This is a genomic window from Rathayibacter sp. VKM Ac-2754 (assembly GCF_009807095.1).
Lineage (GTDB): Bacteria > Actinomycetota > Actinomycetes > Actinomycetales > Microbacteriaceae > Rathayibacter.
This window is the reverse complement of record NZ_WUCC01000014.1, coordinates 1-23,615: the sequence shown is the minus strand read 5'-3', so window position 1 is coordinate 23,615 and position 23,615 is coordinate 1. Positions and strand designations below refer to the sequence as shown.

Below are 23,615 nucleotides of genomic sequence, written 5' to 3'. Positions count from 1 at the left end.
GGGGAGGAGAGCCGTCTACTTGCTGGACGACAGGGCGTCGGCGCCGCCGACGATCTCGGCGATCTGCTGCGTGATCTCGGTCTGGCGCGCGTTGTTGGCGAGGCGCGTGTAGGTCTTGATGAGCGTGTCGGCGTTGTCGCTCGCCGACTTCATCGCCTTCTGACGTGCCGCGTGCTCCGACGCCGCCGACTGCAGCATCGCGTTGAAGATGCGGCTCTCGACGTACACCGGCAGGAGGCGGTCGAGGACCGTCTCGGGGTCGGGCTCGAACTCGTACAGCGGGTAGAGGTCGGTGTTCTGATCCTCCGCGCCCTCGACGACCTCGAGCGGCAGGAGCCGAACGACGGTCGGCTGCTGGGTGACCATGCTGACGAAGCGGTTGTAGACGAGGTGGATCTCGTCCACGCCGCCCTCCTCGTCGTCGAGGTTGTACGCCTCGACCACGGCGTCCGCGATCTCCTTCGCCGTCTCGAAGACGGGCTGGTCGGTCCCTCCGGTCCAGACGCGCACGCTCGGGCGCTTCCGGAACGAGAAGTACGCGTTGGCCTTGCGGCCGACGAGGTAGAACACGACCTGCTTGCCCTCACTGCGGAGGAGCGCAGCGAGCTCCTCCGCCTCCTTGAGCACGCTCGAGGAGAAGGCGCCCGCGAGTCCGCGGTCGGAGGTGAAGATCACGATCGCGGCCGTGTCGAGCTTCTCGCGCTCGGTCGTGAGCGGGTGCTCGACGTTCGAGTAGGTCGCGACGGCCGACACGGCCCGCGTGATCGCGTTCGAGTACGGGGCTGCAGCAGCGACGCGGTTCTGCGCCTTCTGGATGCGCGAGGCCGAGATCAGCTCCATGGCCCGAGTGATCTTCTTGGTCGTCTGGGCCGAACGGATCTTCGACCGGTAGACCCGAAGTTGCGCTCCCATGTGTCTCCTGTAGTCCTTGTGTCTCGAATCGTGGGGGTGCCGCTGGTTTAGCGGCGGCCCTTCACGATCTTCTCCTGGCCGACCTCGTCAGCCGAGATCGCCTGGTGCTCCTCGCGTCCGACGGAGGCGAGCGGCTTGCCCTCACCCGTCTGGAACTCGAGCTTGAAGCCGTCGACGGCGCGGTTCAGCTCGGCGACCGTGTCGTCCGAGAGGACGTTGGTGTCGCGGAGGGTGCTCAGAACCTGGGTGTTGCGGCCCAGGTAGTCGAGCAGCTCGCGCTCGAAGCGCAGGACGTCCGAGACGGGCACCTCGTCGAGCTTGCCGTTCGTTCCGGCCCAGATCGAGACGACCTGCTCCTCGACGGGGTACGGCGAGTACTGCGGCTGCTTGAGCAGCTCGGTCAGGCGGGCGCCGCGGGCGAGCTGACGGCGCGAGGCGGCGTCGAGGTCGGACGCGAACATCGCGAACGCCTCGAGCGAGCGGTACTGCGCCAGCTCGAGCTTCAGCGTTCCCGAGACCTTCTTGATCGACTTGACCTGGGCGTCACCGCCGACTCGCGAGACCGAGATTCCCACGTCGACCGCCGGACGCTGGTTGGCGTTGAAGAGGTCGGACTGGAGGAAGATCTGGCCGTCGGTGATAGAGATCACGTTGGTCGGGATGTAGGCCGAGACGTCGTTCGCCTTGGTCTCGATGATCGGAAGCCCCGTCATCGAGCCGGCGCCGAGCTCGTCCGACAGCTTCGCGCAGCGCTCGAGCAGGCGGGAGTGCAGGTAGAACACGTCGCCGGGGTACGCCTCGCGTCCCGGCGGGCGGCGCAGGAGGAGCGACACGGCGCGGTAGGCCTCGGCCTGCTTCGACAGGTCGTCGAAGATGATCAGGACGTGCTTGCCGCCGTACATCCAGTGCTGGCCGATGGCCGAGCCGGTGTAGGGGGCGAGGTACTTGAAGCCGGCGGGGTCGGAGGCGGGGGACGCGACGATCGTCGTGTACTCCATCGCTCCGGCGTCCTCGAGCGCGCCCTTCACCGAGGCGATGGTCGAGCCCTTCTGGCCGATGGCGACGTAGATGCAGCGCACCTGCTTGTTGGTGTCGCCCGACTCCCAGTTGGCCTTCTGGTTGATGATCGTGTCGATCGCGATGGCCGTCTTGCCGGTCTGGCGGTCGCCGATGATCAGCTGACGCTGGCCGCGGCCGACGGGGATCATCGCGTCGATGGCCTTGATGCCGGTCTGCAGCGGCTCGTGGACCGACTTGCGCGACATGACGCCGGGCGCCTGGAGCTCGAGGGCGCGACGACCCTCGGAGGCGATGTCGCCCAGTCCGTCGATCGGGTTGCCGAGCGGGTCGACGACGCGGCCGAGGTAGCCGTCTCCGACGGGGACCGAGAGGACCTCGCCCGTGCGGGTGACCTCCATGCCCTCCTCGATGCCGGAGAACTCTCCGAGTACGACGACGCCGATCTCGTTCTCGTCGAGGTTCTGGGCGAGGCCCAGGACGCCGTTCGAGAAGCGGATCAGCTCGTTGGCCATGACGCCGGGGAGGCCCTCGACGTGGGCGATGCCGTCGGCGGCGTCGATGACGTAGCCGACCTCGGTGGTGGAGGCCTTGCCCGGCTCGTACGACGAGACGAAGTCCTTCAGCGCGTCGCGGATCTCATCCGGGCTGATGGTGATATCTGCCATGGGAATTCCTATTCGTTGGGTCCGTGCGAGCCGAAGCGGTCGTCGGGGCCTGACCTGGATGGTGCGGGGGTCGGAGGCGGCGCGAGCCGCTCCCTGAGGATACGTGCGCCCGTCAGGACGCGAGCTGGAGCTTCAGGTCGGAGAGCCGCGCGGACACGGTCCCGTCGATGACCTCGTCGCCGACGTGCAGTCGCATCCCGCCCAGGAGGGAGGGGTCGACCAGCACGTTGACGGAGACCGGTCGGCTGTACTGACGCGAGAGCGCCGAGCGGAGCCGGTCGAGCTGCCCGGGGGCGAGCGGTGCGGCGACCGAGACCGTGGCGATGGTGAATCCGCCCTGGTCGGCCACGACGCCCGCGGCGAAGCGGACGAGCTCGGGGATGCGCCGGCCGCGCGGGTGCGCGATCAGCTGACGGAGGATGGCGAGGGTCTCGGCCGAGGCCTTGCCCTCGAGGAGCCGCTGCACGAGCGCCACCTTCGAGTCGGCCGCGGCGAGCTTGCTGCCGAGCGCGAGCTCGAGCTGAGCGTCCGACGACACGACGGCCCCGAAGGCCTGCAGCTCGGTCTCGAGCGAGACGTCCGCGGGAGCGGAGGCGGCGATCGCACGGACCCCTACCTCCTCGATCCCGGCGACGAGGTCGCTCGAGCTCGACCAGCGGTGACCCACCACGACGGTGAGCAGGCGCTTGGCCGGCTCGCCGAACGGACCGAACACGCGGGCGACGAGCGCACGCTTGAGGTCCGCCTCGGCGCTCGGGTCGGACAGGGCGGAGCGCAGCTGCGCCTGCCCGTCGATGACCCGAGCCGCCTCGAAGAGCTGCTGCGCCGTGTCGAGGGACGCCTGACCGCCGAGGGCGGAGAGCTCCGCCTTCGCCGATGCGAGTGCCTGCCTTGACGCGCTGCCCATCAGCTGCTCGCCTTCTCCGAGGCCTCGAGGTCGGCGAGGAAGCGGTCCACGATCGCGGACGCCTTCGCGTCGTCGTTGAGGCTCTCGCCGATCACGCCGGAGGCGAGGTCGATGGCGAGGGTTCCGACTTCGGAGCGCAGAGCGACAACGGCCGCCTGGCGGTCGGCCTCGATCTGGGCGTGCGCGTTCTGGAGGATGCGCTCGGCCTCGACCTGCGCCTGCTCCTTCTTCGCCGCCACGATCGCGTTGCCGTCGGCGTTCGCCTTCTCGCGGATCACTCCGGCCTCGGCGCGAGCCTCGGCCAGCTGAGCGGTGTACCTCTCGAGGGCTGCCTCAGCCTGACGCTGAGCCTCGTCCGCCTTCGCGATGTTCCCCTCGATGGCCGCGGAGCGGTCGTCGAGGAGCTTCTGGAGGCGCGGCAGGACCAGCTTCCAGAAGAAGAACAGGAGGATGAGGAAGATCACCCCCGACCAGAAGAAGTCGTAGAACTCCGGGATCAGGATGATCTCGGGAACGTCACCTTCTCCCGCAGCGATGTTCACAGCGGTGCTGATCACGACTACGCCGCGAAGATGAAGTAGGTGGCGAGGCCGATGAGCGCGAGCACCTCGGTGAACGCGATGCCCAGGAACATCGTGGTCTGGAGGCGGCCGGCCATCTCGGGCTGGCGCGCCATGGCCTCGACGGTCTTGCCCGCGACGATGCCGACACCGATGCCGGGGCCGATCGCTGCGAGGCCGTAACCGACCGTCGCGATGTTGCCGGTGAGTTCGGCGAGAACGGTGACTGAGTCCACGAGTGGGTCCTTTCAGTGGGGGGATCGTGAGAACGGGCGGGAGCCCGTGAGTTGAGGGGTCAGTGCTCCTCGGCGACGGCCAACTGGATGTAGACCGCGGTGAGGAGCGTGAAGATGTAGGCCTGCAGGACGGCGACCAGGAGCTCGAAGAGCGTGAACGCGCCTCCGAAGCCGAAGGTCAGGATGCCGAAGAGCTTGAAGCCCGGGTCGACCTGCGAGCTGAAGAGGAAGAACTGCGTCGCAGAGAAGCACAGCACCAGGAGGAGGTGCCCGACGATCATGTTCATCACGAGTCGGAGCGCGAGCGAGAGCGGACGGATGATGAACGTCTGCAGCAGCTCGATCGGCGTGAGGATGAAGTAGATGAGGAACGGGGCCCCGGGCGGGAACAGGGCGTTCTTGAAGAAGCCCATCCCGCGGTCCTTGATGCCGGCGTAGATGAAGGTGACGTACGCGACCAGGCCGAGGAACAGCGGCATCCCGACCACCGAGGTGCCCGCGATGTTCAGGAACGGCACGATGCCGGTCAGGTTCATCGAGAGGATCGCGAAGAAGATCGTGACCAGGATGGGGAGGAAGCGACGGGCGTCCTTCTCGCCGAGGATGTCCTTGGCGATCGTGACGCGCACGAAGTCGAAGGCCATCTCGACGATGCTCTGGAAGCGGCCCGGGACGATGCGCATCCTGCGCGTCCCGAAGTAGAAGAACAGCATCAGTGCGATGACCGCGATGAAGCGGACCAGCATGACGCGGTTGATCTCGAATGGGGATCCCTCGAAGAGGAATCCGGGCGGGAAGAACTCGGAGATCGACGGGGTGTGGAAGTCACTCTCACCGGTCGAGGTCGAGACCAACAGGGTCACAGCGTTAGCAAACAGCGCTAGCTCCTGGAATTCGGGGCGTGGCACGTTGCAGCCGACCGAATCGAATCATTCGGACGCAACGCTCTCGCGACGACGAAAGGTGGGGTCATCCGCTGGGTCGGCGTTCGTACTCGACGGCCGACATCAACGATGAGACGACCTGAGGACACGTTCGCCTGCGGATTCATCCCTACTGTAGCAACAGAACGGCCTGAGAGCCGAATCGCGAGGCTCTCAGAAAGCACTCGGCTGCCGCTCATCGAGCGATGTCGCTGACGTTCGGGATGCGCGAGCGCGAGACCACCAGGACGTCGATCACGAGCGATCCGAGCACGGCGACGATGATCGTGACGAACATCGCCGTGCTGTTCAGCCAGGGCTGATCGCGCAGCACCAGGGCCGCGATGATGAAGAGCACGAACTTGGCCAGCCACGTGCCGAGGACGACAGCGAAGAAGCCGCCGATGTCGAGGCGGTTGGCGACGAGGATGCTCGCGGCGGTCAGGGCGACCATCACTCCCCCGACGATCGCGCCGAGCAGGGCGCCGAGCGCACCCTCCGCTCCGGCGGCGAGGAAGCCGACGACGGCACCGATCACCGCCAGGGCGAGGACGAAGACGCCTCCGATGACGAGGGTGCGGCGCAGGACGGGCACCGAGGCGGGCTGCTGACGGACGGCGGCCGGGTTCTCTCCGGTCATGATGCTTCTTTCCGCGCCGCGGGCGACGCTGTCGTGTCACGACCGAGCGGGAGCGCGGCGGACGGACGACCGGGCTCGGAGGCGCGGTCGAGGGGGTCGAGGACGGGCGAGGCCTCGGCGAGCTGGGCAGCCGCCTCGAGCCGCTTGCGCCGGCTGAGCGGGGCGAGCGTCACGATCGTGCAGGCGAGCAGGCCCACCGCGAGGAACACGAGCGGGACCCACAGCACGTCGACGACGAACATCAGCAGGCAGCTGAAGGCGATGACGGCGGTCCACGCGTAGAAGATGAGGACGGCGTGCAGGTGCGAGTGCCCCATGTCGAGCAGGCGGTGGTGGAGGTGCTTGCGGTCGGCGCTGAACGGCGACTTGCCGGCGCGCAGCCTCCTGAACACCGCGAGCCCGAAGTCCATCAGCGGCACGACCAGGATCGCGAACGGCAGGATGATCGGGATGAACGCGGGGAGCAGCTCCTTCGCCGCCAGCTGAGCCGGGTCGATCTGCCCCGTCACCGCGATGGCCGAGGTCGCCATCAGCATTCCGACGAGCAGCGCTCCCCCGTCGCCCATGAACATCTTCGCCGGCCGCCAGTTGATCGGCAGGAAGCCGGCGCAGGCGCCGACCAGCACGACCGCGATCAGCGAGGCGAGGTTGAAGTAGTCCGTCGGCGAGGTCTGCTGCACGAGCAGGTAGCTGTAGAGGAAGAACACGCCGTTGGAGATGAGAGCGACGCCGGCGACGAGGCCGTCGAGGCCGTCGATGAAGTTGAGGGCGTTGGTCACGAGGACGATCGCGAGCACCGTGATGATGAGCGACATCCACGGGGAGCCGACCGTGAGCCCGCCGATGGGCAGCGAGACGATCTGCACGCCCTTCCACGCGATCAGGCCGGCCGCGATCAGCTGGCCCGCCAGCTTCGTCGTCCAGTCGAGGTCCCAGATGTCGTCGGCCACGCCGATGAGCACGATGAGGAGGCTCGCGCCGAGGATCGCGAGGATCGGCTCCGGATTCGAGAACACCAGCCGGAAGTAGGGCAGCTGCGAGGCGATCGCGAAGCCGACCACGATCCCGAGGAACATCGCGATGCCGCCGAGTCGGGGCGTCGGCCGCGTGTGCATGTCCCTGACCCGGATCTTGGGGTAGAGCCGGTACTTCAGGCTCAGCTTCCAGATCACGAAGGACAGGGCGCCGGTCACGATCGCGACAGCGAGCGAGACGAGGGCGAAGGTGATCATCGGCTACTCACCCGGAGCGGAGTCGGGGCGCGCGCGTCCGCTCGCCGCCGGCTCGTCCTGCAGGCGGGCGCCGGACGCCCAGTCGGGGCGCGCGCTCGGCGCGGGCTGGTCCGACGGTGCGGGCTCATCCGATGCTGCAGGCTCGTTCGACACTGCGGGCTCGTCCGCCTCCGCGTCGGGAAGAGAGGTGTCGGTCGACGCGTCGTAGGACGGCACTGCGGAGGCGTCACTGTCGGGATCCGGCAGCAGGTCGCCGATGACCTCGCGGATCTGCTCGGCCGAGACGACGCCCTGGCGGAGGATGCGCAGCGTGCCGCCCTCGAAGCTCAGCGCCGTGGCGTCGACGATGGTGGAGGACTCGCTGGCGCCCGTCGGGCGATCCGCGTAGCGCGTGCCGGCCGCTCCCGCGTCGAGGTAGACGTCGACCGCGTCGCCGAGCTGGTCGAACGCCTCCTGGGCCGTGGTGGCGGAGGACTGCCCGGTCTTGTTCGCCGACGACACCGCGAGCGGGCCGGTCTCGGCGAGCAGCTCGATCGTGACGGGGTTGTCGGGCATGCGCAAGGCGACGGTCCCGCGGGTCTCCCCCAGGTCCCAGACCAGCGACGGCTGCGCGTGCAGCACGATCGTGAGCCCGCCGGGCCAGAAGGCCTTCGCCAGCTCGCGGACGGGCTCGGGAACGTTCTCGGCGAGCGCGTCGAGCGCCGCGAGATCGCCGATCAGCACGGGAGGCGGCGACTGCCTGGTCCGTCCCTTCGCGTCGAGCAGGCGCTGGACGGCGGCCGCGTCGAACGCGTTCGCCGCCACGCCGTAGACGGTGTCGGTGGGGATCACGACGAGCTCGCCACGGCCGATCGCCGTCCGAGCGAGACGGGTGCCGGTGAGGAGGTCGGTGTCGACGGAGCAGTCGTAGATGCGAGCCATAACGCGGCAATGATACCGGCGGGGGCGCCGCGAGAGTTGGAGGCCCCCGGTGCCTTCCGAACTGGGGCCACGATCAGCGCCAGGAAAGCGTTCTCTTCGCGCCCGCCGCAACCGGACGGAAACACGGACCGCATAGGGTCGTCGACCGTGAACCTCCCCCCATTCGCGCCAACCGCCTCTCAGCGCCCGACGTCCACCTGCCAGCCGGCCGGATCGACCGGGTCGCAGTCGTGAAGGGGATCATCCTGGCGGGTGGTTCGGGGTCGCGGTTGTGGCCGATCACGAAGGGCATCTCGAAGCAGTTGATGCCGATCTACGACAAGCCGATGATCTACTACCCGCTGTCGACGCTGATGATGGCCGGGATCGATGAGGTGCTCGTGATCACGACCCCGGAGTACAACGACCAGTTCCGCGCCCTGCTGGGTGACGGGTCGGCGCTGGGCATGTCGATCTCGTATGCGGTGCAGGAGTCGCCGGACGGGTTGGCGCAGGCGTTCCTGATCGGTGAGGACTTCATCGGCGGCGACTCGGTCGCGCTGGTGCTGGGCGACAACATCTTCCACGGGACCGCGTTGGGCACCGCTCTCGCGGCGAACACCGATGTGAAGGGTGCGGTGATCTTCGCGTACCAGGTCGCGGATCCGCGGGCCTACGGGGTGGTCGAGTTCGATGCGGACTTCCACGCGCTGTCGATCGAGGAGAAGCCCGAGAGGCCCAAGTCGAACTACGCGGTACCGGGGCTCTACTTCTACGACAACGACATCGTGGCGATCGCGAAGACCATCCAGCCCTCCGCGCGGGGTGAGCTGGAGATCTCGACCGTCAACGAGCGGTACCTCGAGGCGGGCACCTTGAACGTGCAGGTCCTGGATCGGGGCACGGCGTGGCTGGACACGGGCACGTTCGACTCGATGATCGAGGCGACGGAGTTCGTACGGGTGATCGAGCAGCGTCAGGGGTTCAAGATCGGCTGCATCGAGGAGATCGCCTGGCGCCACGGCTGGATCGACGACACCCAGCTCTCGACCCTCGCGGCACCGCTGGTCAAGAGCGGCTACGGCGCCTACCTCAACCGACTCCTCGAACTCGGCGGTTCCTCCCCCGTTCGGTGACAACGAACGGGTCCGCATCGGGCGTGCGATACCGTCGAACCTGAGAGCCTTCGCCTCCCCTCTTCTTCCCCTTCTTCTCCCCCGAACCAGCAGGAGTGCACGTGCGAATCCTCGTCACCGGCGGCGCCGGCTTCATCGGCAGCAACTTCGTCCACCTGACGCTGCGCGAGCGCCCCGAGTCGCAGATCACGGTGCTCGACAAGCTCACCTACGCGGGCAACCGCGACTCGCTCGCCCCCGTCGCCGACCGCATCTCGCTCGTCGAAGGCGACATCTCGGAGGCCGAGCTCGTCGACCGCCTCGTCGCCGACTCCGACCTGGTCGTGCACTTCGCCGCGGAGTCGCACAACGACAACTCGCTCAACGATCCGAGCCCGTTCCTCGAGACCAACATCATCGGGACCTACACGCTGCTTCAGGCCGTCCGGAAGCACGACGTGCGCTACCACCACATCTCGACCGACGAGGTCTACGGCGACCTCGAGCTCGACGACCCGGCCAAGTTCACCGAGCAGACCCCGTACAACCCGTCGAGCCCGTACTCGTCGACGAAGGCGGGCAGCGACCTGCTCGTGCGGGCCTGGGTCCGCTCCTTCGGCGTGAAGGCCACGATCTCGAACTGCTCGAACAACTACGGCCCGTACCAGCACGTCGAGAAGTTCATCCCGCGCCAGATCACCAACGTCATCGACGGCATCCGCCCCAAGCTCTACGGAGCCGGAGAGAACGTCCGCGACTGGATCCACGTCGACGACCACAACAGCGGCGTCTGGGCGATCATCGACCGCGGCGAGATCGGTGAGACCTACCTCATCGGCGCGAATGGCGAGAAGAACAACCTCGAGGTCGTGAAGCTGATCCTCGACGAGTTCGGCCTGCCCGAGACGGCGTTCGACCACGTGACCGACCGTCCCGGCCACGACCTGCGGTACGCCATCGACTCGACGCGCCTGCGCACCGAGCTCGGCTGGGAGCCCCGCTACACCGACTTCGAGTCGGGGCTCGCCGCGACCGTGCAGTGGTACCGCGAGAACGAGGCCTGGTGGCGCCCGCAGAAGGCGGCGACCGAGGCGAAGTACGCGGCGCAGACCGCGTGAACGGGACCGAGGACAACGATCCGCTCGCTCTTGACTCGGCTTCCGCTGGTTACAAGAACTGGGTCTGGCAACAGTCTCGCCAGGTCGCTCAAATCGACGAGAACGACCACGTCATTCTTCTGCGGATGTCTCCCCCTTCCGAGAGCCCGATCGTTCTACGAGACGTCTCAGCTTTCCTGTGGCGGCTCCTCAGCGAGGATCTGACCTTCGCGGACTTGGTGGAAGCCACCGCCGAAGCGTTCGGCATTAGCAGCGAACAGGCCGCGACATCAATCGGACCATTTCTCCACGATCTCGAAGAACGGCAATTGGCCTGGCACGTCGTAGAAAGATCCCAATTGCTCGATGCGAACGTCAACGCTTCATCTACTAAAGAATATTCGCCGGAAGGATCATCGTGAGTCGATCAGTGGCCATAATCGGGACCCGCGGCTATCCGAGTTTCTACGGTGGCTTCGAAACAGCCGTCCGGAAACTCGCTCCGTATCTCGCCGAGAACGGATGGGACGTCACGGTCTATGGCCGCGCCGGCGCGACCAAACCAGATGACGTCGACCGAGACAATCGGGTGACAAGCAGGCTTACTCGCGGCATTGAGTCCAAGTCTCTGAGTACTCTCTCCTACGGCCTCACATCCTGCCTCGACAGCGCCGTCCGGAAGCCCGATGTCGCTCTAGTGATGAACGTCGCGAACGGCTTCTGGCTCCCGGTCCTCCGCGCCCGTCAGATTCCTACGCTCGTCAACGTCGACGGAATCGAATGGGATCGCGCCAAGTGGGGTCGCGCGGCAAAGGCGATGTTCCGCGCGGGCGCCAAAGCGACGGCGCTCTGGGGCAATGAGTTACTCTATGACTCGGAGGCGATCCGCACTCGGTGGCAGAGGGATTTCGGGCGCGACGGCGTCTTCGTACCCTACGGCGGAGACATTCCCGAAGATCTTCCCGTCGAGCCAGGCCTGTCGCACCGCGGTTACGTCCTCGTCGTCGCGCGATTCGTGCCCGAAAATTCCATCGACGAATTCCTCACTGCAGCTGAAACACTCAGCAAGAAGTGGCCGATCGTGATCGTCGGCTCCACTGGCTATGGCGGGGAGTTCGACCAGAGGGCGGATGAGCTTGCTCGACAGTCTGCGAACGTACAGTGGCTGGGGCATGTCAGTAATGACAAAAGACTCCTTTCGCTCTGGCAGCATGCCGGCGTCTATTTCCATGGACACAGCGTCGGGGGAACAAACCCTGCTCTCGTACAGGCCATGGCAGCAGGGGCGCCGACGGTGGCCCGCGACACTGTCTACAACCGCGAGGTACTGGCCGATGCAGCGCTGTTCACACCACCTACACCTATAGCGATCGAGCGAACGATCGACGGCCTCATGCGCGACGAGTCGCAGCAAGAACGCCTTGTCTCGGCGGCGAGGATTCGCGCTGCTAATGAGTATTCCTGGGCTTCCGTCAATCAGCGCTACGAGGCCGCGCTCGAAAAGCTGATCGTCGAGCGTCAAGGAACCAAGCAACGATGAGAGGTCCGCGCACGTCGCGGTGATCGTGGTTAACGAAGCCCTGCAACTGCCAGATGCGACCCGTCTGGCGCATGCCCTTGTTCATCACATCGCGCGTGAGAACAACGTACGTACGATTAGCATCAAGGGACCGAGCGCTGAGCACCACAGGCTGCGCTCCCCGCGCACGCACGCGGATGCGGATATTCTGGTGGAGCCTTCGGGTTTCGACGCGATGAGAGCTGCGCTTCATGACTACGGCTGGAGTGCGCGTCTCGAACCGCTCGAACAAGGTGTCATCTCACCCCACTCTGTCGCTCTAGTGAACCAGACATGGCCCTGCGACATCGACCTGCATCGGCACTACCCGGGCTTCATAGCTGACGACGTCCTCGTTTTCGACGTTCTCTGGGTGCGCCGGGAGGAGATCATTCTGGCGAACACTCCCGTTGCGATACCGGACCGTGGCTCCTCGGCGCTCATCCTCGCTCTCCATGACCTGCGGACACCATTCGAAGAACGCCACCGCGCCTCTCTCACGAGTCTGATCGAACTAAGCCGTAATCAGTCGGAGCTAATCGAGGAAATGGCGGTCATCGCGGAGCAAACGGGCTCGCTGGCAACACTGGAGCCATTCCTGCGGGCAGTCGGTTTCGAGACACCAGAAGACAAGCTCTTTCACGCACGCCGCGATCCTCGCTATTTCCGCTGGATGGCGATGACTGCTCAGCCGCAGCGGACCTATCTCTGGATCACGCGTCTGTTCGAGGTTAAGGGTGTGGCAAGGCTGCGGGTGCTGTGGCACGCGGCAGTGTCCTCCGAGGACGAGCTCCGGGCTCAGCATCCCTCCACCCCGCCGGGCAGGCTCGCAATCGCCTCGCTCCGCGCACATCGGCTGCGTAGCGGGATCGCTTCGCTCCCCTCGGCGCTGCGCTCCGTCATCCGAACTCGTGCCGTCACTCGATACAACGAACGAGACAGCCGCTCCCAGACCGGCTCACCCGATCACTAGATCGCCGATGGACTGCGCCGAAATGCTGATCGGACCAGCTACGCCTCCTCGCGCCATGGCGACGAGAGAACTCCCGTCGACACTCCAATCGATACCGAGCTCGCCCTCAGCTGTTGCTCCGGTCTCGGAGACAACGGTGCACGCCGCAGGAGACCCTGCAAGCATGACGAGGTAGAAAGCGCCACTGCCGCCACCCGTCGAGCCGGATCGTACAGAGATCAGAACAAGTCCGCCGAAGGAAGGTGATCCCGCCGTCAGCGCGGAGAGATCGAAAACAGGAATCGGTCCGGAGAGATATACGGTCGTAATGGCGGCTGACCTTCCGACAGAGGAGGTCTCCTTCGAGATCGCGACTGTCGACGAGTGCCGCGGGAGCCGGTCAAATTCACCTGACCGGAATGTCGCTTCTCCGACCACCTGTAACTCCGAGGCGTCGATGCCGCTCACGGCACCGAAGTCGTAGCGGTAGTGAGACTCGCTCGACAGCGTACTGACAGCCGTGCCCACACGCGGACCGATGTAGCGCGAATTGTTCACATCGAAGCTAGTGGAGTTCGGGCCGACTACGACAGATCCCATTTTTCCCGAGACCGAAACGGCACTTTTGGTGTAAAAGACAATGATGTTCGAGGCGACAAGCAACCGAGTGTCGTAATCCGCATATCCCGTGACACGGACTGCGTCGCACAGCTCGAGTTGCCCCGGCCAGGCGATCATATTGCCTTCAATTTTCACCTGGCGCGCAGCATCGACCCGGACGGCCTCCCGGCCGGCTTCGTACATCTGATTGTCTACGATTTGAACCCAGTCACACTGGCCGATGAAGACATTGTTTCGCTTATCTGCGATTCGAGAGTGCGTCACACTTCCGGAGCCGAGATTGACAAAGTCCGTCCGAGTGATCATGAGACCGTCAACACCGTCGAAGTGAATCCCGCTGACGTAGGCGCGATTGATCAACGCGTCTAGAACGAAAACCTCTCCCACTACTGCCCAACGACCGGGGGCGTCGACATCGACGTCACCTTTCACCGCGAAGTTCACTTCGCTGAAGGAGCATCCTACGATGTAAATGAAGGCTGTGTCGTGCTGTCCCCCAGAAGGGTTCGAGGGAAAAGCGACTCCGATGTCCGAGCCGTTGAAGGAACAGTTCGAGACAACCGCGTTTCGTACTCTCTCAAAGACCACGAACCGCGAGCCTGCTGGGATCGCGCTTCCGTCCGAGGTACCCTCTCTCAGCCAATTGATGCCCGAGATGCGTCCGCCCCACACCATCGGCTCGTCGCGTCGTCCGACATGGAGCGCCGCGCCGGCCGCCACCACGACAGTCATACCATTGCCATCCAACGACACCCCGGGCCGGTCAAGAGTGACGTCGGTAGCCAAGTAGTACCGACCCGCTGTGGGCGAACCGACGGGCAGCGACAAGATGCAACTCGCGCCGCCAAGCGAGTCCAGAGCTTCCGATATTGCCGGGCCCAGATCCGTAACTCCGTCTGGTACCGCGCCGAACTCCCCCAGGTCCACCACCCGCTGTGAGCCGGCGGCCGACGGCGCAAGCGCTGAGGTGTGGAATGACGAGTCGATAGCCGAGGCGATTCCGCCTGCGACCACCCCTCCAAGAAGTGCGCCCGACAGCATTACTCTGCGTGTCGGGCCCTCGCCCTCAACCGGCCCCGGGGGCGGTGTCATTCCTGGTTCCCATGACGGCGCCTCACCAGTGATCGCGCCGAATCCCTCAGAGCGCGAAAGTCCGAAAAACGTATGAGATAGAAGTCCAACATCGGGACTCCAAATTTGCGCTTCATCTGAACCACGTTGAAATTGCTCGAGACGATATTCCCAATTAGTGTCGCGAGGGCAGCTCCCAGTGCCCCGAGCATGGGGACCAGCAGAAGGAGAACCGCGATATTGACGACGCACGCGATCACGAGGGACAGTGACCGCAGGTGGGGCGAGCCGCGTGAGCTCAGGCCGGCACCGGCAACCGATCCCGGAATACCGAGCGCGACCGCCAGGAGGAGCACGAGGACGGTCGGTAGCGCGGGCTCGAAGCCTTCCCCGAAGGCAAGCGGGAGCCACCAAGGACAGGTCGCGCCCAGCGCCACGGCGATCGCGCCGCAGACAATGAACGACATGCGCGCTGCTCTGGTCAACCGCTTGTCCTCGGACGACCGGGCATCCGACGCGAAGACCACTTCGCGGACAGCGGTATTGACGACCAACGGTAGTTCTCCGATGGTCACCGCCACGACATAGAGGCCCAGCTCGAAGGTTGAGCTCAGCGGGACCATGGCGACCTGATCGATCCGCATGAGCAACACCCCTGCGATCGAGCCAAACCAGACCCTGTACCCGTAATCGAAGAGATGACGGAGCCGCGGAGCTTCGTCCGCACCGCCTGTGGGCCTCTCCCCGCCCCTTCGCCATCGGACATATGCAAGGCCGCCAAGAATGGGGGAGAAGGCGATCGCGATCGTCGCGCTGGTGATATCCAGACTGCCCACGATTGCCAGGAAACCGATCGCGATCAGGCGAACGATCGGGCCCACGGCTCGCTCGAGGGCGACTAACTTCCACCGGCCCTCACCAGCTGCGCCGCCGCGAAGCGCAGCTACGAGCACAGTGGGGACGACCGCTGCAGACGTCAACAGGATCAATGACAACAAGATCGGCGAGTCGCCGGCAAGCAGCGGCGCGACACTCAGCGAGACGACCGTAGCGACGAGCCCGGCTAGGAACACGAGGAAGGCACCCCTACGCCGCACCGTTTCTACGGCCCCTGGTGAGCGCGCCACGAAGAATGTGATGGCCTCGGGTAGCCCAAAGGTTGCGATCGTCGTAATCAGCAGGAAGGGGGCTGTTGCACCGGCAACCGTTCCGCGACCATCGACCCCCAGCGAATGGGCGAGGATCGGAGCGCTCGCCAAGCCGGCGAGGGGTCCGACAGCATTCCCGACGAAGTTGATCAGAACGCCGGAGGACATCGAGCGGCCACGGTCACCGGCCGCCATAGCTCCTCCCGTTCACGCGACCGACCCGCTGCGGGCTCTCCAGCACCGCAGGGAGCTCCGATGGGGCCTGCGCACTACTCGGCCTGAACGCCGCGAGCGATGAGATGGCGATGAAGGACCACGCCAGTAAGCCGAATGTGCTCGAACTGACGAACGAGCTGTACGAAAATCCCCACGTTAGGGCGATCAGGCCCGGAGCACGCGCCAGGAGCCCGCGAGAGCGGGTGGTGAAGGTCGCCCACACCTGAATGAGGATCAATGACAGAGCCGCGATCAGACCGAGGTCGATGGCTGTCGCTAGGTAGCCGTTCTCAAAACTGGAACGCAGCTCCGAAGAGCTGAATGTATAGGCGAACCCGATACCTCGACCATCGAAGGGGTTTCGAGGAATGAGCCCGAGACCGACGTCGAGGGCGCTCGATCTCGCGTCCGTCGACACCGCTCCTCGAGCACCGAAGCGATCCAGGAGCAAGCTCGAGAGAGAGGAACTCAAGAACAGAACTGCTACAAGAACCGTGCAGAGAGACAAGATGAGACCAATGAATGCGTTCGAGCTGTTGAAGAGCAGAAGCCAGACCACGATGACCACGACCATGACAATTCCCGTACGCGAACCGGTGACGAAAACCCCGAGCGTGAGGACGAGCAGCGAAGAGTACTTGATCGCCGGGTTCTTCAGGTAGTTGGCGAGCGGCATTGTCATGGTGAGCAGTGCAGCGAGGTCGAGCGGACTGTCGAGAGTGCCGACTGCCCGATTCAAATCCGTTTCCCACCAGGAATTAGTCGAGTAGTAAGAACTGAAGAAGATTGCAGAACCCGACGCGTATTGAGCGACGCCGAGTGCGGCTTCGGCCACTCCCAGCGCGACAACCACCGGGATAACCTTCATGATCCGATCTGGGTTGTTCCGCGCTACGATAGCGCCGATTGCGAGAAGAGCCGTCCCGGGCAGGACGTACAGCAGCGCGAACGTGAACGCGCTGTCGGTGCCGGACCGCTGGAAGACCGCGATCGCGACGACGGCCGCCCAGACCACGAAGGCGGCAACGGCTACCCACCGACCCTTCGTCAGACGCTCCCGGCTAGGCGGTGCCAAAAAGGTCGAGACGAATCCGAAGGCGAAGACCCAGGTGGCCGGGTGGATCTCGCCGAGCGGTCCAGCGGACTCGAACCAAGACCGAGTCGCAACCAGCGGGAACGCGACTGCCGCCACGATCCCCATAGTGATCCAGACCGCGGGACGCCGGTGGAAGACAAGCACGAAAAGCCCGCACACGCCGAGGACTGAGAGCAGGACGATCATGACTCTCGTCCTACCTTCTCAAGGCGTGCGACCACGTCGGCAGTGTAGGTCGCTTCGATCTGTAGGTCGTTCTGACTCAGGGCCGTGTTGCTGCGGTGAAGCGCTTGCTTCTGCGTCCTCGCCGCCTCTGGGAACTTCTTCGGGCGAAGGCCCACCTGTCGGATGGTCCTACCGCTCGTCACCGCGACGTAATGAAGCCAGACGTCGTCCGCTCGCGGGCTTCGCTTCAGGAACTCGTCGCCGCGGCGCGCCAACTCGACGACGAAGTCCGGCGGATACCAGACACCCGAAACGCCGGTGGCGAAGTGGAGAAGAGATGGAGAGGTCGACCGGACCGACGTCCAGGTGTTGTAAGGAGCCAATCCCCCGCCTTCGTCGAACGCGACGCGGTGCGCGCGATAGCACACGATACCTTCAGGCGACTCCCTCGCCGCGATCATGAGTCCTCTCAGCCACCGTCGCGGGTACAAGCTGTCGTCATCAGCAGTCACGAGAGGCGCCGCGGAGCCCGCGAAAGTCAGAGCGTACGGGTAGTACTTCGTATGAGGCCCGAAGTTCGCCGGGCTTGGAAGCACCTCAAGGCCCCTGCGTCGAAGGCGTAGGAGTCGCCACGGGAGCGACTCGACATCGACGCCCGGGTCGGTCCAGAGGATGAGACGACCGGGGCGGGTCGAACCACGCCCGATCGACTCGATCGTGAGGTTGACCGAACGAAGCCGGTCGCCGTATGAGGTGAGAGAGACGACGACGTTGTTCGACGGGTCGGTGAGAGGGCAAGACGTCTTGGCGCCTCGGAGGGAGAGCGTCGCGGTGGTCAATGCGCCAGAAACGGCACGCCAGGCCTTTCCGCCTCGGCGGCCGACCCTTCCCCTGATGTCTGCGAGCATCGAAGGCTTCTTCACGCGCGATCCTCTCTACCGGCGAGAATTCCCGCTGCTTCTTCAGCCGCCCGGAGAACAGATCGCTCAATAGTGAGAGACATCGCGTTGCGATGGACGTGTTCGGATACGGCCGATCGAAGGCTGACATCGGTCAGCAGCCTCCGGATGGCTGCTGCCCACACCCCCGGTTCGTCGGAGTCGATGACGCACGCCGCCTTAAGAGCAGGGTCGGTGAACAGAAGGGGCGCTGCACCGTACGCGGATGAGATGACAACAGGGAGGCCGGCGCACGCCGCCTCGACTGCGCTCCTGCCAAACGCCTCCCGGGCAGACGTGCCCACGAAGAGCGAGGCATCGGTCCAGAGTCTGCCGCCTTCGACCCACCCTCGCCATTCGACTCCGTCTGGCGCGTCGGCCTCAATCGATCGGAGCAATGGTCCTTCTCCGAAGACGCGTGCTCGGGTCTGCAGCAACTCAACGATCTGAAGAAAAAGCTGCGGCCTCTTGTCTACGTCGATCCGCCCAGCCCATACGAGCGGCGAGTGACCGTTCTCGCCGTGAGAGATCCTCTCCGTCGATGCGATCCCCGCCGGAACGATCTTCGCCTCCGCCGCTGAGGCGAACTGTTGCGCCAAGACGGGTGTAGTGGCCCACACCTCGTCAGCTGCTCGCAGAGCACGAGTCTCCAGGACTCGGAGCAGAAGGCGCCGGGCAAACGACTGCTCACCCTTGTCAGGCCATGGAATTCCGCGCACCCAAGCCACCCAGGGCTGACCGAGAGTGCTTTTCCTCCGGGCAAGGGCGATGTCCGTCTGAGAGATCATCGAGACGATCAGATCGGCCTCACTAACCTCGCCCGCATCCCGGATGACTTGCTCGATCTCATCGACGACCCGACGGCCGTGCGCCGCTACAGCAACCTCGCGTACACCCTCGGTCTCGATGGGCTCTCCCGACGCCGTTGGCCTGACGCCTACGACAGCCGACCAGGGCAGCCCCGCGGCCCGCGCAGCCCGCACGAGGTCGTGCGTGGACCGATACACGCCGCTGCGTGCCATCAGCGGCAGCGCGAGCAGCAGGACTCTCGGGGCACCGGTCACAGGGTGCTCACCTCCGTGCCGAGCATCTTCAGGAGGCGAGCAGCCTTGCCCGACCAGCGCACATCTTGCGGCAGGTCGCTCACTACCCGAGGAACGCGGGGTCCGTTCGCGAGCGCTTCCCGCAACCACTCGACATGCCCAGGAGAGTCGATGACGTGCACCGCATCCAGACCTCGACTGTTCGCGCCCGCGACCGGCGTAGTCAACACAGGTAAACCGGCCGCCCTGTACTCGTAGGTCTTGATCACGTCACCGCCTACTTCGCCGTCGCCGACGCGATGCGGAACCCAGCCGACGTCGAAGGTCTTGAGGAGAGCGGGGACATCGTTGTAGAAAACGTCGCCAAGCATCCGGACGTTGGGGAGCGCCTCCAGTGGACGCCGGTACTCGGCATCGAGAACCGGACCGGCGAAGACGAAGGCAACTGAAGGCAGCGCTTCGGCGGCAGCGACGATAAGTCCGAGGTCGAGACGCTTCCCGATCTTGCCGACGTAACCAACAGTGAGCGGCCCAGACGCCGTCGCCGTGGTGTCGAAGCGCTCCGGGTCACAGCCGTTGGGCAGCAGAACGACGTCTGTCCGTCCATAGCGATGTGCGAGCTCGACGGTTCCCTCCGCATTCGCCGTCACGACCGTCGCCTGGTCGAAGAGGGATCGATACGCGCGATCGACCTCGCTGGAGATACCTGCGAAGGCATAGTGGATCGTCCAGTCATCTAGAAGGTCGAAGGCGACCGGAACCTTCGCGGCTGAGATCGCGGGCCAGGCACGGGATGACGCGAGGAAAGGGTTCCAGGTGACGACGGGCACCGCGGGGCCGCGGAAGTCGAACTTGTAGGCCTTGAGAGAGTCGACCCACCACCGTTGCCGGTTCCTCGGGTTCGGGATGCGCCACGTTCGCAGGTCCAACGGGCTCGTGTTGGCAGCGATGTGCCCGCCGGCTCCCCGACGAGAGACAGACAGTAAGTGAGGCTCCGGTCGTGAGACGACTTCGACTTGTCCCCGGTCGACGAGCAGCCGACCGAACCACTCGATCAGGTGTCCATCTCTTGTCCGATACCCCTCTTTCGTGAGCTTGTGCTGGCCGTGCATCGGAAAAGCTGTCAGGGCGGTACTCAACATGGCTCCATTTTCTCGACGCTGCCTATCGTCCGACCGCGACGTTGATCTGGGGTGTTCGTTCACTCCGTGGGGAACAGGGGTGGGGGCGGGCTACGACCAGCGCCCTGCACCGGCACTCCCCCCGCCGCGATGGCCCCGACACGATCCCGGGCCGCTGCCCCGAAGCGCCCGATGCCCCGGCCCTCAACTGGTCCGCCTGCACGAGGGAATCTAACAGGTCGGCCGGACGCGAGTTCGCGGCGTGCATCCTCGCGGCGCATCGTTTACGACGGCGAAACACACCCGCCCCCCATCTCCACGGGGCTGATGCACTGACTGACGGCGAGGACGAACGCCAACCACTGCGACATCTGACCGGTGGTTTCTCCACCCCCGCGCGGCTTCGACCCGGGCATGGACTAGTGCCTCTCTCCCGAGCACTCTCAGCCCACACATGTCCGCCGATCGAAGAACCCCCGAAAAGAGTGACGTCGGTGACCCCCATTCGCGTGCCGTGGAAGCGGAGCTTTCGGCGTAACCCCAATCCCTGAGAGGAATCGGCGCACTATTGCCCCGCGGGGCCTCTGGTCGCCGAGATTGTGCGAAAACAACGAGTGCAGGAGATCAGGATGATCCGATTCTCTCGGACCGCATTCACCGCAATAGGCGTGGCTACCCTCCTTGCAGTGTCGACCATCGTCGCTCCCCCCGCTCATGCGGCGGACGGACCGTCCGAGGCGGACGTCGTGTCCTCCCATCCGAGATTGATGGAAACTGCGTCGACCTTTGCTCAGCTCCCCTCTCAGATTGACGCTGATCCGACTTCGAAATCTCTCTACACAACCGTCTTGAAGACTGCTGACTCTGCTCTCACCGAACCTGTGCTCAGCTATGACGCGGTCGATGGCGGCACAATGCTCGAAACGAGTCGTCTCCTTCTCGACCGGAGCTACAGCCTACTGATCGCCTGGGAGGTCAGCGGTGACGCCCGTTACATCGATCGGCTCTGGAAGGACGTCGACGCCGCAGCAGGGTTTCCAGACTGGAATCCGCAGCATTTCCTCGATACGGCCGAGATGACGCACGCAATGGCTATTGCCTACGACTGGGGATACTCGCATTGGGACAACGCTGAGCGGGAGAAGATCAGAACCGCGATCATCGAGAAGGGCCTGGAGCCCGCCATTCGAGTTTACGACTCGACTTCATCCAAGACGACGCCCTACTCGAACAACGGGAACTGGGCCCGACAAGCGACGAACATCAATATTGTCGTGAACTCCGGGATGGCCATGGGCGCCCTTGCAGTAGCAAAAGAGAGCCCCTCGATCGCGCCGGCGCGTGTGCTCGCGGAGAGCCGTGACAGCATCGAAGTCGGAATGGCCCTGTACGAGGACGACGGAGGGTTCGCTGAAGGCCCGACTTACTGGGATTATGCCACTCGGTACGTCTCCGCCTACATCCTCTCGCTCCGGACATCGACGAACCAGGACTACGGTGTGGCGGACGGCGTGGGCTTCCAGCGGACCGATCAATTCATGCGAGCTCTTACCGGACCGAGCGGCAACTACTACGGCTTCGCGGACAGCTCGACCAGGTACCAGCCGGCTGCCGCCTACGCCGGTCTGGGAGCAGCACTGCAGGAGCCCTCGCTGGTCCGCCTTGCGGCCGACGTGAAGTCGGATGCGTTCGCTCCGTACCAGCTGATCTGGCGCGATCCTACGCTCGCGGCATCCGGGGGCGAAGACAGCGCACCACCTCTCGACAACACGTTCTCGGGCGCCGGAGTAGCGACCATGTCGGCATCCCGGACCGACGGCCGTGCGTCGTACGCTGCTTTCCGGTTCGGGGCGAAGCCGGCCGAGAGCCACCAGCATCTTGATGCAGGAGATTTCAACTTTCAGGCTCTCGGGCAGGAGTGGGGAATCGACCTCGGAATGGATGACGGAACCTACGACTTTCTCGACGATGATCGTGCCGGGAATCGATGGTCTTATTACCGCACTCGCGCAGAGGGCCACAATACCCTTGCCATCGACCCCTTCAACCCCGACAGCGGGTCGAAGTCCAACACGACGACGCTGCTCCGCCAGGGGAGCAACCTCGATCAATCGTTCTCCATCGCGGACCTCTCCAGCGCGTATCCCGAATCAGTCACTTCCTGGCACCGCGGCGTGCGTTTGTTCGACAATCGGAGGCAATTACTCATTCAGGACGAGATCAGCGCGCCAGGAAGCGTGGACTATCTGTGGTCGATGAACACTGGCGCTTCGATCTCTATCGCTGCCGACGGGAGATCCGCCGTTCTCTTCCAGAGCGGCGAACGTCTCCTCGCACGCCTTGTTACTCCCGGCGAAGCGGTCTTCTCGGACATGGACGCGGCACCTCTGCCCACCTCTCCGCATCCTGATCAGGAATCGAACGATAAAGTGCGCAAGCTTGCGGTCCTCGGTAGCACCGACGGATCGACGACCCTGGCCGTCCAGCTCACGCCGCTTCTGCATGGCATGACGATCGAGTCCGCGCCTGGATTGGTCGAGCTCTCGGCGCTCGATGACTGGTCAGCGTCCGATCAGTCCAGCCGCGTCAGCGGGATAGCGGTCAATGGCGCGCCCGTGCCAGGGTTCCGGCCTGACCAGGCTTCGTACACCGTTCAATCGGCGGCATCCGGCCCGGTCCCAGTCGTCACCGCGTCGAGCGCGACAGGGCAGGTCTCCATCCAGCAGGCGAACGCGATCCCTGGGGAGGCTCGCATCACGGTCACCGAGACGAGCAAGTCACCGAGCGTCTACATCGTCGCTATTGAGAGAGCGAAGATCCCGATCATCGGGGTGTCGGCGCCCGTCGTCACGTCGGGTTGGGGATCGGCCACATTCGATGGCAATCCAACGACCTTTTGGAGCGTGAACGCGAAGAGCGCATACGCTCGTTGGGATCTCGGTGAGCCACGAACGGTGCAGTCGGCGGTTCTCTCGTGGAAAGCTAACAGTGCCAAGAAGACGGTCTTCGAGCTCGCGACGTCCAATGACAAAGCAACGTGGACCGAGCGATACGCGGGCGAGTACAAAGGGGACTCCGGCGACCAGGTCGTCGTGCTGTCACCTGATGCAGCGGCTCGATACGTTCGCATCACCGTCCACGGCGATGGGGCGAACGTGACCAGTAGCACGCTCTACGAGATCCAGCTCTACGACTATGACGTCAGTTTCGAGCGCCCAGGGACGCTCGTGTCACGCATTGACGCAGTCAGTCTCAGCGGTGCCCCGGCATCGATGAAGGTTGGCGAGACCGCGACCCTCAGCCCGCGGTACAACTGGGTCGGCACTCCGGGTACCGTCGACGAGCTGTCCTACTCCACAAGTGATCCGTCCATCGCAACGGTCTCTCAGGCCGGGGTCGTCAAAGCTGTGGCGGGCGGAACCGTGCGGATAGGCGCACTAGCGACCGCGGACGGCGTTACCGTTGCTTCTGCATCTGAG

21 protein-coding genes are annotated in these 23,615 nt (G+C 64.7%); 6 read left to right on the top strand and 15 right to left on the bottom strand.

The genetic code is table 11. The features are described from left to right. Nucleotides 1-15 precede the first annotated feature (15 nt). The 9 genes from GRS92_RS17390 to GRS92_RS17350 all read right to left on the bottom strand — a co-directional run bounded on the left by GRS92_RS17390 (nucleotide 16) and on the right by GRS92_RS17350 (nucleotide 8,016). A complete protein-coding gene (locus tag GRS92_RS17390; RefSeq protein ID WP_159859135.1) occupies nucleotides 16-912 on the bottom strand; it encodes a F0F1 ATP synthase subunit gamma in 897 nt (298 codons plus the stop codon). 47 nt (nucleotides 913-959) lie between these two features. Then, nucleotides 960-2,597 (bottom strand): F0F1 ATP synthase subunit alpha, encoded by a 1,638-nt coding sequence (atpA, locus tag GRS92_RS17385; protein WP_159859132.1) that lies wholly within the window; start codon nucleotides 2,595-2,597, stop codon nucleotides 960-962. Nucleotides 2,598-2,709: 112 nt separating this feature from the next. Continuing rightward, nucleotides 2,710-3,504, bottom strand: a complete 795-nt coding sequence (locus GRS92_RS17380) for a F0F1 ATP synthase subunit delta (protein WP_159859129.1) — start codon at nucleotides 3,502-3,504, stop codon at nucleotides 2,710-2,712. Next, nucleotides 3,504-4,061 (bottom strand): F0F1 ATP synthase subunit B, encoded by a 558-nt coding sequence (locus tag GRS92_RS17375; RefSeq protein ID WP_159859127.1) that lies wholly within the window; start codon nucleotides 4,059-4,061, stop codon nucleotides 3,504-3,506. Before GRS92_RS17375 ends, GRS92_RS17380 begins: the two co-directional genes overlap by 1 nt. A gap of 2 nt (nucleotides 4,062-4,063) precedes the next feature. Next, entirely contained in the window at nucleotides 4,064-4,300 is a 237-nt protein-coding gene (locus GRS92_RS17370) for an ATP synthase F0 subunit C (RefSeq protein WP_055794702.1), read from the bottom strand. Nucleotides 4,301-4,359: 59 nt separating this feature from the next. Further along, entirely contained in the window at nucleotides 4,360-5,163 is an 804-nt protein-coding gene (gene atpB / locus GRS92_RS17365) for a F0F1 ATP synthase subunit A (protein ID WP_159859124.1), read from the bottom strand. Between the two features lie 256 nt (nucleotides 5,164-5,419). Continuing rightward, entirely contained in the window at nucleotides 5,420-5,863 is a 444-nt protein-coding gene (locus tag GRS92_RS17360; protein ID WP_159859122.1) for a hypothetical protein, read from the bottom strand. Next, on the bottom strand, nucleotides 5,860-7,095 hold the full coding sequence (locus tag GRS92_RS17355; protein ID WP_159859119.1) for an MraY family glycosyltransferase: 1,236 nt from the start codon (nucleotides 7,093-7,095) through the stop codon (nucleotides 5,860-5,862). Before GRS92_RS17355 ends, GRS92_RS17360 begins: the two co-directional genes overlap by 4 nt. A gap of 3 nt (nucleotides 7,096-7,098) precedes the next feature. After that, nucleotides 7,099-8,016 carry an L-threonylcarbamoyladenylate synthase gene (locus tag GRS92_RS17350; RefSeq protein WP_159859116.1) on the bottom strand — a complete coding sequence of 306 codons (918 nt, stop codon included), beginning with the start codon at nucleotides 8,014-8,016 and terminating at the stop codon, nucleotides 7,099-7,101. Nucleotides 8,017-8,246: 230 nt separating this feature from the next. Between GRS92_RS17350 and rfbA the strand changes: the two genes are divergently transcribed. The 5 genes from rfbA (at nucleotide 8,247) to GRS92_RS17325 (ending at nucleotide 12,738) form a co-directional block, all read left to right on the top strand. After that, the gene (rfbA, locus tag GRS92_RS17345) at nucleotides 8,247-9,131 is read left to right on the top strand and encodes a glucose-1-phosphate thymidylyltransferase RfbA (protein WP_159859113.1); all 885 of its coding nucleotides are present in this window, start codon (nucleotides 8,247-8,249) and stop codon (nucleotides 9,129-9,131) included. A gap of 101 nt (nucleotides 9,132-9,232) precedes the next feature. Further along, nucleotides 9,233-10,228 (top strand): dTDP-glucose 4,6-dehydratase, encoded by a 996-nt coding sequence (gene rfbB / locus GRS92_RS17340; RefSeq protein WP_159859111.1) that lies wholly within the window; start codon nucleotides 9,233-9,235, stop codon nucleotides 10,226-10,228. Continuing rightward, a complete protein-coding gene (locus tag GRS92_RS17335) occupies nucleotides 10,225-10,629 on the top strand; it encodes a PqqD family protein (protein ID WP_159859108.1) in 405 nt (134 codons plus the stop codon). The genes rfbB and GRS92_RS17335 overlap by 4 nt, the downstream gene beginning before the upstream one ends. Then, nucleotides 10,626-11,747 carry a glycosyltransferase gene (locus tag GRS92_RS17330; RefSeq protein ID WP_159859105.1) on the top strand — a complete coding sequence of 374 codons (1,122 nt, stop codon included), beginning with the start codon at nucleotides 10,626-10,628 and terminating at the stop codon, nucleotides 11,745-11,747. The genes GRS92_RS17335 and GRS92_RS17330 overlap by 4 nt, the downstream gene beginning before the upstream one ends. A 19-nt stretch (nucleotides 11,748-11,766) precedes the next feature. Then, nucleotides 11,767-12,738: a hypothetical protein gene (locus GRS92_RS17325; RefSeq protein ID WP_159859102.1), complete on the top strand. Its 972-nt coding sequence runs from the start codon at nucleotides 11,767-11,769 to the stop codon at nucleotides 12,736-12,738. Here GRS92_RS17325 and GRS92_RS17320 read toward each other — a convergent pair. The 6 genes from GRS92_RS17320 to GRS92_RS17295 are packed head-to-tail and all read right to left on the bottom strand — an operon-like array spanning nucleotide 12,724 to nucleotide 20,157. Then, a complete protein-coding gene (locus GRS92_RS17320; protein ID WP_235022105.1) occupies nucleotides 12,724-14,379 on the bottom strand; it encodes a hypothetical protein in 1,656 nt (551 codons plus the stop codon). The two genes, GRS92_RS17325 and GRS92_RS17320, sit on opposite strands and share 15 nt — an antisense overlap. A gap of 47 nt (nucleotides 14,380-14,426) precedes the next feature. Then, a complete protein-coding gene (locus GRS92_RS17315) occupies nucleotides 14,427-15,752 on the bottom strand; it encodes an oligosaccharide flippase family protein (RefSeq protein WP_159859096.1) in 1,326 nt (441 codons plus the stop codon). Further along, nucleotides 15,739-17,055, bottom strand: coding sequence for an O-antigen ligase family protein (locus GRS92_RS17310; protein ID WP_159859094.1), 1,317 nt, complete (start codon nucleotides 17,053-17,055; stop codon nucleotides 15,739-15,741). The genes GRS92_RS17315 and GRS92_RS17310 overlap by 14 nt, the downstream gene beginning before the upstream one ends. Next, entirely contained in the window at nucleotides 17,052-17,957 is a 906-nt protein-coding gene (locus GRS92_RS17305) for a glycosyltransferase family 2 protein (protein WP_159859091.1), read from the bottom strand. Before GRS92_RS17305 ends, GRS92_RS17310 begins: the two co-directional genes overlap by 4 nt. Further along, nucleotides 17,954-19,036 carry a glycosyltransferase family 4 protein gene (locus GRS92_RS17300; RefSeq protein WP_159859088.1) on the bottom strand — a complete coding sequence of 361 codons (1,083 nt, stop codon included), beginning with the start codon at nucleotides 19,034-19,036 and terminating at the stop codon, nucleotides 17,954-17,956. Before GRS92_RS17300 ends, GRS92_RS17305 begins: the two co-directional genes overlap by 4 nt. Next, on the bottom strand, nucleotides 19,033-20,157 hold the full coding sequence (locus GRS92_RS17295) for a glycosyltransferase (protein WP_159859085.1): 1,125 nt from the start codon (nucleotides 20,155-20,157) through the stop codon (nucleotides 19,033-19,035). Before GRS92_RS17295 ends, GRS92_RS17300 begins: the two co-directional genes overlap by 4 nt. 665 nt (nucleotides 20,158-20,822) lie before the next feature. Here GRS92_RS17295 and GRS92_RS17290 point away from each other — a divergent pair. After that, on the top strand, nucleotides 20,823-23,615 hold a 2,793-nt coding region (locus GRS92_RS17290), incomplete at its 3' end, for a discoidin domain-containing protein (protein ID WP_159859082.1).

Excerpts from the sequence above, each read along its gene's own strand:
- GRS92_RS17390 (WP_159859135.1), bottom strand. The coding sequence starts at position 912 with ATGGGAGCGCAACTTCGGGTCTACCGGTCGAAGATCCGTTCGGCCCAG.
- atpA (WP_159859132.1), bottom strand. The coding sequence starts at position 2,597 with ATGGCAGATATCACCATCAGCCCGGATGAGATCCGCGACGCGCTGAAG.
- GRS92_RS17380 (WP_159859129.1), bottom strand. The coding sequence starts at position 3,504 with ATGGGCAGCGCGTCAAGGCAGGCACTCGCATCGGCGAAGGCGGAGCTC.
- GRS92_RS17360 (WP_159859122.1), bottom strand. The coding sequence starts at position 5,863 with ATGACCGGAGAGAACCCGGCCGCCGTCCGTCAGCAGCCCGCCTCGGTG.
- GRS92_RS17355 (WP_159859119.1), bottom strand. The coding sequence starts at position 7,095 with ATGATCACCTTCGCCCTCGTCTCGCTCGCTGTCGCGATCGTGACCGGC.
- GRS92_RS17350 (WP_159859116.1), bottom strand. The coding sequence starts at position 8,016 with ATGGCTCGCATCTACGACTGCTCCGTCGACACCGACCTCCTCACCGGC.
- GRS92_RS17320 (WP_235022105.1), bottom strand. The coding sequence starts at position 14,379 with ATGCTGTCGGGCGCACTTCTTGGAGGGGTGGTCGCAGGCGGAATCGCC.
- GRS92_RS17315 (WP_159859096.1), bottom strand. The coding sequence starts at position 15,752 with ATGGCGGCCGGTGACCGTGGCCGCTCGATGTCCTCCGGCGTTCTGATC.
- GRS92_RS17310 (WP_159859094.1), bottom strand. The coding sequence starts at position 17,055 with ATGATCGTCCTGCTCTCAGTCCTCGGCGTGTGCGGGCTTTTCGTGCTT.
- GRS92_RS17295 (WP_159859085.1), bottom strand. The coding sequence starts at position 20,157 with ATGTTGAGTACCGCCCTGACAGCTTTTCCGATGCACGGCCAGCACAAG.